At 71.4% G+C, this 12,864-nt stretch carries 10 protein-coding genes; 2 read left to right on the forward strand and 8 right to left on the reverse strand.

Annotated elements, in window-relative coordinates; translation table 11 throughout:
* Window positions 1-335: 335 nt before the first annotated feature.
* Window positions 336-740 carry an SPW repeat protein gene (locus ABD844_RS38235; protein WP_344889381.1) on the reverse strand — a complete coding sequence of 135 codons (405 nt, stop codon included), beginning with the start codon at window positions 738-740 and terminating at the stop codon, window positions 336-338.
* Between the two features lie 282 nt (window positions 741-1,022).
* Between ABD844_RS38235 and ABD844_RS38240 the strand changes: the two genes are divergently transcribed.
* Window positions 1,023-1,895: an alpha/beta fold hydrolase gene (locus ABD844_RS38240; RefSeq protein ID WP_344889384.1), complete on the forward strand. Its 873-nt coding sequence runs from the start codon at window positions 1,023-1,025 to the stop codon at window positions 1,893-1,895.
* A gap of 9 nt (window positions 1,896-1,904) precedes the next feature.
* Here the strand turns inward: ABD844_RS38240 and ABD844_RS38245 are convergent, their stop codons facing one another.
* From ABD844_RS38245 to ABD844_RS38275, 7 genes are all read right to left on the reverse strand, one after another.
* Window positions 1,905-2,747, reverse strand: a complete 843-nt coding sequence (locus ABD844_RS38245) for an NAD-dependent epimerase/dehydratase family protein (RefSeq protein WP_344889387.1) — start codon at window positions 2,745-2,747, stop codon at window positions 1,905-1,907.
* Between the two features lie 42 nt (window positions 2,748-2,789).
* Window positions 2,790-5,024 carry an FAD-dependent oxidoreductase gene (locus ABD844_RS38250; protein WP_344889390.1) on the reverse strand — a complete coding sequence of 745 codons (2,235 nt, stop codon included), beginning with the start codon at window positions 5,022-5,024 and terminating at the stop codon, window positions 2,790-2,792.
* Window positions 5,021-7,249: a hypothetical protein gene (locus ABD844_RS38255; protein ID WP_344889393.1), complete on the reverse strand. Its 2,229-nt coding sequence runs from the start codon at window positions 7,247-7,249 to the stop codon at window positions 5,021-5,023. Before ABD844_RS38255 ends, ABD844_RS38250 begins: the two co-directional genes overlap by 4 nt.
* A 23-nt stretch (window positions 7,250-7,272) precedes the next feature.
* On the reverse strand, window positions 7,273-8,124 hold the full coding sequence (locus ABD844_RS38260) for a carbohydrate ABC transporter permease (protein WP_344889396.1): 852 nt from the start codon (window positions 8,122-8,124) through the stop codon (window positions 7,273-7,275).
* Window positions 8,121-9,074 carry a carbohydrate ABC transporter permease gene (locus tag ABD844_RS38265; protein ID WP_344889399.1) on the reverse strand — a complete coding sequence of 318 codons (954 nt, stop codon included), beginning with the start codon at window positions 9,072-9,074 and terminating at the stop codon, window positions 8,121-8,123. Before ABD844_RS38265 ends, ABD844_RS38260 begins: the two co-directional genes overlap by 4 nt.
* Window positions 9,071-10,432, reverse strand: a complete 1,362-nt coding sequence (locus tag ABD844_RS38270) for an ABC transporter substrate-binding protein (protein WP_344889402.1) — start codon at window positions 10,430-10,432, stop codon at window positions 9,071-9,073. The genes ABD844_RS38265 and ABD844_RS38270 overlap by 4 nt, the downstream gene beginning before the upstream one ends.
* Window positions 10,433-10,516: 84 nt before the next feature.
* Window positions 10,517-11,488 (reverse strand): LacI family DNA-binding transcriptional regulator, encoded by a 972-nt coding sequence (locus tag ABD844_RS38275; RefSeq protein WP_344889405.1) that lies wholly within the window; start codon window positions 11,486-11,488, stop codon window positions 10,517-10,519.
* Window positions 11,489-11,653: 165 nt separating this feature from the next.
* On the opposite strand from ABD844_RS38275, the gene ABD844_RS38280 reads away from it, so the two are divergent.
* On the forward strand, window positions 11,654-12,796 hold the full coding sequence (locus ABD844_RS38280; RefSeq protein WP_344889408.1) for a mandelate racemase/muconate lactonizing enzyme family protein: 1,143 nt from the start codon (window positions 11,654-11,656) through the stop codon (window positions 12,794-12,796).
* Window positions 12,797-12,864 lie beyond the last annotated feature (68 nt).

A 12,864-nucleotide genomic window follows, 5' to 3' on the forward strand; every position in this document is an offset into this window, starting at 1 on the left:
AGCGGCGAGGACTCCGATGAGTAAGGTCAGGGCGGCTAACAGTGCTCTCATGGGGGGTGGTCATCCTTCGAGTAAGGGGGGATGGCCGAACCATAAGATGTCGAGCAGATAGCCGCAATATTTCGACGATGTTGCGCAAAGAAATAACTCCCGTGCCATCGGCAATCGGGAGCTTCTCCCTGCTTACGGCTTTGAGCTGCGGTTCCGGCCTGTCAAGGCCGCGTGCAAGCGTTGACGTCGGATGGGCGCAAGAAGTTGCAATACTTGCGTCACACCGCAGCGGGTCTTGCCGCCTGTGTGGCCGGGCCGGACGTCGTCCGGCCCGGGATCAGTGGTCACCGCCTCCTTGCCATGGACATGCCGAGCGCGATCAGTCCGAGGACTGTGATGATCGCGCCGACGATCACATTGGTGACGATGGTCCGGGTCGTGGCCGCGCCGCCACTGACCAGCCACGGGGCCAGGATGGTCCAGATGCCGATGAGCGGCGCGGTCCAGGCTATGCCGTACATGCGACCGAACGCCGAGCTGAAGCCCAGCGACAGCAGCGCCACGGCGAGCCCCGTGACCAGGTTGTTGACCGTCAGCGAACCGATGCCGGTGAATCCCACGATCCACGGCGACAGCGCCAGGAACAGCCCGGCCAGCAGGGTGAGCCCTTCCGCAACCTGGACGGCCGGTTTGGCCGCGGCCATCTCGTACTTCTCCCGCATGCTCATGATGTCGGGATGGCTCTCCATTTGGCGGGACATAAGGGGTATCACCTCCCCTTTCGAGGACGGGGGCCATTCTCCCGTCTCCTCGTTCCGCCTACCCGCAGCGCGCGTACACATTCCCGTGAGCCCCAGGCGGACGACCGTCTTGACCTGGGCCTCACCCGTTCGGCGAGGGCCGATCGACCAACGACGGGTCTGTGTTCGCCCATGCCGGCGTCTCGATCACCGGCCGCCCCGCGCGCGTGCTTGACGGGGCCGAAGCCCTCCGCTGCGGTCTAATCATCGAAGCCAAAGGGGAGGTCGGCCATGGCCAGGGTCCATCACCGTTACGCGAACGTGCGCGGCAGGCGGCTGTTCTACCGGGAGGCCGGGCCCGCGGACGCGCCCGCGCTCGTGCTCCTGCACGGCTTCCCGGCCAGCTCGTTCATGTTCCGCGAGCTGATCCCGGCCCTGGCCGACCGCTATCACGTCATCGCCCCCGACCACCTGGGGTTCGGGCTGTCCGACGCGCCGCCCGCCGAGGAGTTCGACTACACCTTCGACGCCCTCGCCGACCTGACCGCGGGCCTGCTGGACCGGCTCGGCCTCACCCGCTACGCCCTCTACGTGCAGGACTACGGCGCTCCGATCGGCTGGCGGCTCGCACTCGCCGACCCCGGCGCGATCACGGCCATCATCACCCAGAACGGCAACGGCTACGACGCCGGCTTCGTCCAGAGCTTCTGGACGACCGTCTGGGACTACCACCGCGAGCAGAACCCGGAGACCGAGAAGGCCATCCGGCAGGCGCTCACGCTCGACGCCATCAAGTGGCAGTACCTCACCGGCGTCCCCGACGAGACCCTGGTCAGCCCCGACACCTGGCACCACGACCACGCGCTGGTCTCCCGCCCGGGCAACGACCGCGTCCAGCTCGCCCTGTTCCTGGACTACGCCACCAACCCGCCCCTGTACCAGCGGCTGCACGCCTACCTGCGCGAGCACCAGCCGCCGCTGCTGGCCGTCTGGGGCGAGGGCGACGAGATCTTCGGCCCGGACGGCGCCCGCGCCTTCGCCCAGGACCTCCCCGGCGCGCGGATCCACCTCCTCGAAGGCGGCCACTTCCTGCTGGAGAGCGCCCTCGACGAGGTGACCGAGCTGATCAGGGACTTCCTCGGCGGGCTCGACCTGCGCACCTGACGCGCGGGCCTACAGCGTGAACCGGGCCGTGAAACCCAGCAGCTCGGCCGCCGCCGTGAGGTCGACGGGCACGGTACGGCCGGGCAGCGGACGGCGCAGCTCGGTCGCCGGATGGTAGCGGCGCATCAGCTCCTCCGTCGGCTGGGGCACCAGCGTCTCGGGGGCGGCCACCAGCACGGTACGCGCCCCCGGCCCCGGCACGTCCAGCGCCAGCAGGCACGCCCGAGCCGCGTCCCGCGTCTCCAGGTACGCCCAGAGCCCTCGCGCGTGCAGCCCGGGATCGGCGGCGCACCGGTCGGCGAACTCGCGCAGCCGCTCCCCGAACCCCCCGACGAACGGCAGGCGCAACGTCACCACGCCCATCCCGTACCGGCGCGCCATCGTCTCGGCCGTGAGCCCGTCGACGAGCTTGGACAGCGCGTACGGGTCCTCCGCCTGCGACGGCAGCAGGTCGTCGATCGGCGCGTAGGCGGGATGCAGCTCCCTCGCGGCGAACGCCAGCCCGCCGGCCGCCTGGGAGCCCGCCAGGCACACGTGCCGGATCCCCGCCTGCCCCGCCTCTTCGAGCACGGTGAACGTGGACTGCGTGTTGACCGCGAACACCCGTTCGGCCGGCTCCCACTCCGGGGTCGGGATGGCGGCGAGGTGGACCACGGCCCCGGCCCCGTCGAGCGCCGCGCGTACGGCGGCCGGGTCGGTGGCGTCCCCCTCCACGACCAGGTCGGCGGGCAGGTCGCCGGGGTCGTCGAGGACGAGCGCGGCGGCCGGGACCCCGCGCTCGGCCAGCAGGCCGAGGACGGCCCGCCCGATCCGCCCCGCGGCCCCGGTCACCATCACCCGCCGCACACCCACCGACCCCCCTCTTCCCACCGGCCGACCCCGCTCACCCCGCGCTCACCGGGCGCCCCCTGGAGGGTACGCGCGCACCGCGACCAGGTGAGCCGACGGCACGCCGTTCGTCGCCTCGACGACCACGCGCAGCGCGTCCGCCCGCACCGCCGCGGCGAGCGGGTGCACGACGCGCCGCCGCCGGTTGGCGCGGGCCTCGGCGACCACCTCCCAGGCCCCGCCCCTGCGCACCTCCACCCGGTAGTCCCGCACCAGCGTGGGCAGCACCTCGAACGGGGTCCGGTGGTGGTGCAGGTTGATCAGGTCCTCGTTGACGTCGTCGTCGGCGATCACCTCGACCCGCCCGATCGTCACCGGCTCCGGCCAGGCCAGCTCCAGCGCGGCCGGCAGCCCGCCGGACACCCACATGTGCGGCCCGGCATAGGGGCGCTGGTAGCCGTCGATCACCTTGGCCGGCGCGAACGCGTCCGTACCGCCCGTCTCCAGGCAGAACGTACGGCGCAGCAGCCCGGCATCCGTCCATTCGCGCAGCGGCTGGGGCGCCTCGTCCTGGGGCCGCAGCGGTACCCGGGTGAAGCACAGGACGCCGGGCGTGGGCCGGTCGGCGACGTGCAGGCGGACCAGCGGGTTGGCCCTGACGACGAGGAAGGCGTTGCGCGGCGTGTCAGGCCGCCAGTCCAGGCCCAGGTCCGCGCACTGCTTCTCGCCCGCGGCCAGCGGGATCACGTTCGTCGTGACCAGCTCGCGCGGCACGTAGTTCTGCCCGAGCACGGGATCGTGCAGCTCGACGGTCAGCGCGGTGTCCGCGTCCGCGTCCAGCAGGAGCCGTACGCCGCCGAGCGCCGGATCGGCGGGCAGCACCAGCCCCGCGTCCGCGTCGAGCGGCCACACCCCGGACGGGGCGTCCACCACCAGCCGGGACAGCGTGCCGGACGCCGTGCCCGACGCCCTGCCCGACGCCGTGGCCGTGGCGGCGCGGGCCAGGTCGGCCGGGTCGTCGAGCGGGAGCCCGACGATGGAGGCGTCCTCGCGCAGCAGGGTGCGCTGCAGCTCGGCCACGGGCAGGTCGCGCGGGCGCGGGCCGCGCTCGACGCAGAGCGCGGCGGCCGTGCCCGCCGCCTGCCCGATCGTCGCGCAGGTGGCCATCACCCGGGTCGAGCCGAACGCCACGTGCGAGGCCGAGATGTTGCGCCCGGCCATGAGCAGGTTGGGCACGTTGACCGAGTAGAGCGAGCGGAAGGGGATGTGGTAGATCCCGTCGGCGTAGCGCTGCCTGGCCCCGGCCTCGGTCGCGTACATGCCCTGCGGCGGGTGCAGATCGATCGACCAGCCGCCGAAGGCCACCCGGTCCTCGAACGGCGTCTGCCCGAGCACGTCGTGCTGGGTGAGCACGTGGTCGCCGAGGAAACGCCGGTACTCCCGCTTGCCGGGCAGCGCGCCCACCCATTCGAGCGTCATCGTGTCGGCGTCGAACTTGCCGGAGTTCTTGATGTGGTCCCAGATGCCGTGGACCACCGACCACAGTTCGTCCCGGATGCGCTCGTTGTCGTGCACGGTGTCCAGCTCGCCGCCGAACTCGATCCACCAGTACGCGCAGCCGTTGTCCCCGGCCTTGATGATCCGCCGCTCGGGGATGGAGGTCGTGGTGATGTCCTTGGCGAAGCTCGGCGGCACGTAGCGGACGGGCTCGCCCGCGTCCTTGGTGTAGAACAGCAGCGTGCTGCCCAGGGTGATGTCGTCGGGCTCGTCGGGCGCCCACGGCTCGCCGTACTCGGCCCGGCCCTCGCGGCCGATCCGGTGGCGCGCGCCCGCGAGGTGCCCCACCAGGCCGTCGCCGGTGCAGTCCAGGAAGTACGGCGACTCGAACGTGATGAGCCGCTCCGAGCCCATCATCCAGCCCGTGACCGAGGCGATCCCGCCGTCGCCGGCGTCGACGAGGCGGACGTCGGTGTTGAGGAACAACGAGATCCCGGGCTCGGCGCGCACCGCGTCCAGCACCGTGGTGTCCCAGAAGTAGGGGTTGCCCTGCGGGTTGCGGTACTGGTTCTCGACGAGCAGCTCGCCCATGATGCCGCCCTCGCGGGCGTGGTGGTTCTTGCCGTGGCCGGTCGCGCCGCACACCCAGACCCGTACCTCGCTGCTGGAGTTGCCGCCCAGCACGGGCCGGTTGCCGACCAGCGCCACCGTACGCCCGAGGCGGGCGGCGGCGACGGCCGCGCACACCCCGGCCAGCCCGCCGCCCACCACGGTGATGTCATGTTTTACGGTCTCTTGTCTCATTCGCTCAATCCGTAGTAGACGCGGGGCGCCCCGTCCAGGGTCAGCCGCACCTGGCCGTCGCGTACGGGCAGGGTGCGCTCGCGGCCGATGCAGTCGACCTCGCGGACCGTGGCGCCCGTCGCGGGCAGGGTCAGCGGGGTCTTGGTGGGCCAGTGGTCGCTCCACGCCTCCTCGTGCGGGTACCACTGGTCGGCCCCGTGGTCGGCGTTGAGGAGGTAGCCGTCCTTGCGGCTCCAGAGCATCGCGAACCCGTCGAACCGCAGGCCCTTGAGCTCCGGATCGGGGAGGGTCAGCCACCGGACGAACCGCGCCCCCTCCAGGATCCGCGTGGCCGTGGCGTAGGCGAGCAACGCCGCCTTGACGCCGGTGTCGCGGTTCATCAGCCCGAAGTGGTACTCGGGGTTGGCCGGGTCGGCCTCCTGCGGGTGGTGGATGGTGCTGTCGTGCGGCTGGTACCAGTTCACGCCGTCCACCCCCTCCGACACCGCCAGGGCCAGGGTGAGCAGCACGTTCTCGGCGGCCTGCCGGTGGTTGTCGTTCCACCACCGGTTCGGCCTGGTGCACGCGTACGCCTCGGTCAGCCACAGCTCCTTGCCGCCGCCCTGCTCGTCCACGATCCTGCGGGCCTCCCTCAGCGCGCCGAGGAAGTTCCAGTACGTGCCGTTCTCGCCCTGCTGCCACTCGCCGGGCGGCGGCGCGTAGTCGGGGGTGAAGTTGCCGCGCCCGGGGTGGATGGCGAAGGCGTCGATCAGGTCCCAGCCGCCCGCCTCGATGAACTTCGCCGTCCACACCGTGTCCATGCCGCCCAGGCCGCAGTTCATCAGCTTGATGCCGGAGTCCTTGAGCCGGTCGTGGATGGGCTTGAGACCGTCGCGGATGTACTCGGGCACCCGCTGGCCCTGCATCCACGGGTTGTTCAGCTCGTTGGCGACCTCGAAGTACCGGGCGCCGGACGCCCGCGCGACGGCGGCCCGGTCGTCGGCCCAGGCGGTGACCTGCGCGGGCGTGCCGTTGAAGATGACGCCGCCGAGCTGCACGTTGTGCGGGATGCCGAGCGCGTCCAGCTCGGCGGGGGACAGGCCGGGCGCGCCGTCGTAGGCGATGCGCACCGACTTCACGCCGATCCGGCGCAGCAGCGCGCCGACCGACGCCTTGTCCGGCACCAGCATCCAGGTGTAGTTGGCGATGCCGAACCGGCCCTCGGCCTGGTAGGTGTGCGGCCTCAGGGTGGCCATGGTGGTCCTGGCGAACGCCTCGTCGGCGCCCGAGACGGCCTTGACCTCGGCGAAGACGATGCCCTGCGGCTCGCCCCCGACCGTGAACGTCTCGTCCCAGACCTCCCCGGCCGCCAGCGTCCTGTTCAGTGTGCCGTGGCCGGCCTTCTTGCCGTCGAAGTCGCGGGCGCACCAGGTGAGCCGCACCGTGCGCGCGGTGGCGGAGCCGTTGACGACCTGCGCTCTGAGCCGCAGCTCCGCGCCCGGGTCGTGGAGGCCGAACGGCTGGTCGCACCAGGCGTCCACGCTCAGCGGCGCGGCGGTGGCCAGGCCGTTGGCCGCGGCCGGACGCATCTCGCCCAGCACTAGCTCGACCTCGGTCACGTTCGCGGCGGTGCCGGGGGCGTGGATCCAGGTGGCGTTGGTGAATCCGGGCGTGGTCTTGTCCAGCCGGAAGAACGCGCGGGTCCCGGCCCAGGTCTCCTGGTAGAGCGCGCCCGCGTTCACCTCGTACGGCACGCCGCCGCGGGCGTCGCGCGTCCACCGGGTGACGGGTACGTACCGCTCCGGGGCCGACGGGTTCAGCACGGTCCTGGCGAACATGAACCCCGACGGCGTCAGGGTGGCGCTGCCGCCCACCTCCCAGCGCAGGTGCGCCCGGCGGGCGGAGACCGTGAACAGGCCGCGGACCGTGACCTGCTGGGCTGAGGCCGACATCGTGTAGTCGACCTGGATGGCGGGCCTGCCGTCCACGGTCACCAGCGAGGGCGTGCCGCCGAACGTGCGCTGCTGCCCGAGCACGCTGTCCTTGATCATGAAGTGGCTGAGCCGGACCCGGTCGGCGTCGTCGCGGACGAGGACCGAGCCGTCCGCCTCCGCCACCAGTGTGATGCCGTCGGCCTGGATGGAGATGGCATTGGCAACGGCTTCCGTGGTGGTGCCGGTGGCGAGCGTGACGCCGGCGGCGACGGGGAGGGCCTGGATGAGAGTACGGCGGGAGATTTCAGCCATTGGGGGGTGCCTTTCGTGAAATGTCAGCCCTTGATGCCGGTGAATCCGAGCCCGGCCACGATGTGCTTCTGGAAGACCAGGAACACCAGCACCGGCGGAGCGAGCGCCATCGCCATGGCGGCGATCAGCTCGTCCTGCGGTGCCTGCTCGGCCAGGTTGGCCAGGGCGACGCTGATGGGCTGCTTCTCGGGGTCGGTGATGGCCACCAGCGGCCAGATGAAGTCCTTCCAGCTGTGCATGACGGCCAGCAGGCTGATCACGGCCAGGATCGGCCGGCTCATCGGCAGCACGATCCTGGTCAGGAGCTGCCAGGTGGACGCCCCGTCGACCCTGGCCGCGGCGAACAGCTCGGGCGGCAGCGCGTCGAAGAAGCGCTTGGCCAGCAGCACGTTGAACGCGTAGGCCCCGGACGGCAGCCAGATCGACCAGTACGAGTCGACCAGCCCGAGATCGATGACCGTCAGGAACAGGCTGGTCATCGAGACCGTGTAGGGGACGAACATCGTGGCCAGGATCGCGCCGTACACGTAGCGGCCGAACCGGGGCCGCAGCACCGACAGCGCGAAGCCCGCGGTGACCGCCACGACGAGCTGCACCGCCCATGAGCCGCCCACCACCTGGAGGGTGTTGAGCAGGTAGTGCCCGATGCCGAGGTCGGCCCAGGCCGTGGCGAAGTTCTCCGGACGCGGGTCCGCCGGCCACAGGTCGAGCGGCCTGGAGATGAGGTCCGTGCTGGGCGACATGGCGCCCTTGACCGTCATGTAGATCGGGCCGAGCCCGATGAGCACCAGGAGGACGAGCGTGAGCGCCTGGACGCTGCGCAACCCGGCCCGGATCGCCGGACGGCGCTCCTCGACGTGCGAGATCAGGCTCATGAGGCGCTCCAGCTCCGGGTGGCCCGCAGGTAGACGGCCGACAGCAGGCCCAGCACGATCGCCAGCAGGAACGACAGCGCCGCCGCCTGGCCGTACGCGCCGTCCTGGAACGCGTACCGGAAGATCAGCAGGAGCACGGTGAGCGTGGCGTTCTCCGGGCCCCCGCCGGTGAAGACGTACGGCTCGGTGAAGACCTGCATGGTGCTGATGAGCTGCATGAGCAGCAGCAGGCCGATCACCGGGCGCAGTTGCGGCAGCGTGATGTGCCACACGCGGGTCCAGATGGAGGCGCCGTCCATCTGCGCGGCCTCGTACAGCTCCGACGGGACGCCGACGATCGCGGCCAGGTAGATCAGCACCGCGCCGCCCATGCCCGCCCAGGTGGACTGCAGGACCAGGCTGACCATCGCGGTCCCCGGCGAGTCCAGCCACGGGTACGGGCCGAGCCCGACGAGGCCGAGCAGCCCGTTGAACAGGCCGTGACCCGGGTCGTAGAACCACTTCCACAGCAGGATCGCCACCACCGGCGGCACCACCACGGGCAGGTAGACCAGGAACCGGTACACCCCCGCGCCGCGCCGCACCGTGGCCAGCACGACGGCCAGCACCAGCGGCGCGGGGAAGCCGATGAGCAGCGCCAGCCCGACGAACAGCAGCGTGTTGCCGATGGCCGTGCCCAGCAGCGGGTCGGCGAACAGCGCGCGGAAGTTGGCCAGGCCCACCCACGTGGCGGGATCGACCAGGTTCGTCTCCTGGAAGCTGATCAGCAGCCCGCGCAGGATCGGCCACCAGGAGAACACCCCGAACACCACGAGCGCCGGGACGAGGAACAGCAGCGCGGTCAGCGCGTTGCGCCCGAGGCGGCGCTTCCCGGCGGTGGGCGCCGCTCCGACGGCGGGGAGGGGGACGGCCACCCTGGCGCGGGCCGTCCACGTGCGGCCGGCACTCACTGCCGGGCCGCCGCGAGCTTGGCGTTGACGTCCGTCTCGGCCTTGGCCAGCAGGTCGTCCACGGACGCCGCCCGGTTCGTGAGCACCGCCTGGACCACGGTGTCCAGCACCGCGTACACCTGCTGGGCCTGTACGGCGGGCTCGGGGCGCAGGGTGAGCGACGGGGTGCCCTCCAGCCACGGCCGGAAGTGCTCCAGCTTCACGTTCACGTACGGCAGGACCGCCTCGTCGATCTTGGCCTGCTGCCCGGCGTCGAACATGGGCAGCGTCGGCACGCCCACCGCCGACTTCGGATCGGCGGCCAGCTCCTTGGCCCTGGAGGCGGCCGCGGCGGGGTCGTACTGGGGTTCGGCGTAGGCGAACAGCAGCCACTTCACCGCGGCGGCGACCTTGTCCGCCGGCGCCGACTTGGGCACCAGGTACACGTCACCGCCGGTCAGCGTCGCGTTCCCGCCGGCCTGGGGGAGCGGGCCGATGCCGAAGGCGTCGGTGTCCTCCATCCCGTACGTCATCTTGGCCAGCCGGTAGGTGCCCGGCGTGCCCATGTACATGCCGATCTCACCGGCGGCGAACCGCTTGATCACGTCGTTCTGGTCGTTGAGCTGGGCGTCGCCCATGGAGTCGTCCGTCCAGCGCATCTCCTTGAGCAGGCCGAGCGCCTTCTTGACCGGGTCGGAGTTGAACGCGGCCACGTGCCTGCCGCCCTCCTCGCGCTGGATCTCGCCGCCGTGGGTGTAGGCGAGCATGGTGAGCTGCCAGCCGCCCTGGTTGTTCTTGGACTCGTGGACGAACCCCGCCTTGCCGGTCTTCGCGGAGATGGCCTTGGCCGCCGCCCTGACCTCGTCCCACGTCTTCGGCGGCCGGTCGGGGTCCAGCCCGGCCTTGGCGAACAGGTCACGGTTGTAGACCAGGCCCTGGGCGAAGGGGGCCTGCGGCACCCCGTACACCTCTCCTGCGGTGTCGCTCAGCGGGCGCAGGACCTGCGGGTTGAACTCCTTGTAGTGCGCCCACCCGGACAGCTCCTTGGTGAGCGGCTGGACCTGCCTGCGGGCGATGAGGCCCTGCGGCTCGGTCAGCGGGACCTTGATCACGTCCTCGACCCGGCCGCCCGCCAGTTTCGCCGAGAACGTCAGCGGGTCGAACACCGTGGTCGAGCCCTGCACCTTGATCCCGGGATTGCTCCGCTCGAACTCCGCCACCATCTTCCTGAACTGATCCAGTCCCGGCTTGTCCGTGGCGGGAGGCATGCCCTGGACCCGGATCACGACGGCCTCCGGCTCGCCGGACGTGGGGGATCCGCATCCGGCCAGCGCCGGGGCGAGGAGTGCGCAGCCGAGTAGGCCCGCGGTCAGCTTCATGGTGACTCCCATGGGGGAAGGGGGGCAGGTCGAGACGGCGGTAGGGCGCGGGCCGTACCGGGAGCCGGCGTTCGGGAGGAGGGCTCAGCCGGGGGCGGGGCCCGTGGAGGCCCGGGGGATCAGGCGTGAGCCGATCCCGGCGACCCGCCCCTCGCCCCTGCCCGCGATCGTGTCGATGAGCAGGTCTGCGGCGGCGGTGGCGACCTCGTCGGCCGAGATCCTGATCGTGGTGAGCGAAGGGGTGGAGGTGGCGGCGAGCAGCGTGTCGTCTATGCCGATCACGCTCACCCGGTCGGGCACGCCCACGCCGAGCTTGGCGAACTGGTGCAGCACGCCGAGCGCCACGAGGTCGTTGTGCGCGAGCACCGCCGTCGCCTCGCCCGCCGCGACCAGCGTGGCCGCGTGCAGGCCGGTCTCGAAGCGGGGGTCGTACGGGCCCAGCTCGGTCAGCGAGAGGTCGTGGGCCTCGAACACCTCCCTGATGGACTTGCCGCGGCCGTGCTCGCCGTGCTCGGCGTTGACGAAGACGCAGCGGGTGTGCCCGTACGCCTTGAGGTGCTCGGCGGCCTGCGCGATGCCCTGCGCGAGCGAGATGCGCAGCTCCGCCATGCCCTCGACGTGCCGGTTGACCAGGACGGTCGGCATCTCGGCGCCCAGTTCGCGCAGCCGTTCCTCGGGCAGCGTCGAGGCCCACAGGATCAGGCCGTCGACCTGTTTGGAGACCGCGGCGATGGTCTCCAGCTCGTCGTACTCGCGTTCGTCGGTGTCGGCGGCCAGCACCGTGTAGCCCAGCCGCCGGGCGCGGGCCTGCATCGCCTTGAAGATCGGCGGGAAGAACGGGTTCGCGATGTCGGGGATGATCAGCCCGAGCGAGCCCGTCCGGCCGCCGCGCAGCGAACGGGCGGCGGGGTTGGGGGAGTAGCCCAGCGCGGCCGCGGCCTCGCGGACCCGTTGCAGGGTCTGCGGCTGCACCTGGTCGGGCGCCGTGAACGCGCGGGAGACGGTGGAGACGGAGACGCCCGCCGCGCTCGCCACCTGCTTGATCGTTACCGCCACCGCCGGTCCTCCTGTGTCGTTGGTACGGAGGATCGTTGCAAACGTTCCCGGAATACGTCAAGAGTGTTTCGTGCAGGAAAAATCCGGATCTATCCAGGGTGACTGGGCTCTGTCATGATGCATTTTCTGAGTGTTTGCGGGATCGTTTTCATGAAGAGGAGTCAGATGAAGATCACCGGTTGGGAGCTGCTCACCCTGCCCGATCACGGCGACAGCATGATGCTGCTGGCCATCGACACCGACGAAGGGCTGTACGGCCTCGGCGAGGTCGGCATCAGATCGAGGCAGAAGGCCGTGGCCGGCGGCATCGAGCACCTCGGCGAGCTCCTGGTCGGCGAGGATCCCACCAGGATCGAGCACCTGTGGCAGGTGATGTTCCGGCGCGGCTTCTTCCCCGCCGACCGGTTCCTGTCGGCCGCGATCGCCGCCGTGGACGTGGCGCTGTGGGACCTGCGCGGCAAGGCCCTCGGCGTGCCCCTGTACGAGCTGTTCGGCGGGCGGGTGCGCGACCACGTACCGGCCTACACCCATCTGGGCGACGACTACCACGACATTGAGGCGTTTCTCGACCGGGCGCGCGGCCTGGTCGCCGACGGCTGGCGGCACCTGCGCTTCGCGGTGCCGCACGCGCCGGACGGGGTGCTCGACCAGCGGGCCTCGATGCGGGCCGGGATCGAGCTGTTCCACCAGATGCGGGCGGCGGTGGGGGAGGAGGTGGAGCTGATCCTCGACGTGCACACCCGGCTCGACCCGCCGGAGGCGGTCACGCTGTGCCGGGAGATCGAGGCGGCGCGGCCGTACTTCGTGGAGGACCCGCTGCGCAGCGAGGGCCTGGACGCCTACCGCATGCTCAGGGCGCGTACCGGGGTGCCGCTGGCGGCGGGCGAGCAGTTCGGCTCGAAGTGGGAGTTCCAGCGCCTGGTGGAGCCGGACCTGATCGACTACGCCCGCGTGGACGTCGGCGTGGCGGCCGGGCTCACCGAGGCGAGGAAGATCGCGGCGATGTGCGAGACCCACTACGTCAAGCTCGCCACCCACAACCCCCTCGGCCCCGTGACGGCGGCCTCCTCGCTCCACCTCAACCTCGCGACCCCGAACGCCGCCGTCCAGGAACACCAGACCCAGCCGGAGCCCGTGATCGACGCGTTGTTCACCGCCCGGCCCGTCATCCGGGCGGGCCGGGTGGAGGTCTCCGACCTGCCCGGCCTCGGCGTGGACCTCGACCGGGCCGCGGCCAGGCGCTACCAGGCCGTCGCCGCCGAGCGCCCCCACCTGCGCACCCCGGACGGCGGCTTCACCAACTGGTGACCGGCGCCGACGCGGACGGCCGCGCACCCGCGCGTCCGGCACGCGACGCGCAGCCGGAGCCGTGGTGG

The sequence above is a fragment of the Nonomuraea antimicrobica genome (assembly GCF_039536965.1).
In the GTDB taxonomy this organism is placed as follows: domain Bacteria; phylum Actinomycetota; class Actinomycetes; order Streptosporangiales; family Streptosporangiaceae; genus Nonomuraea; species Nonomuraea antimicrobica.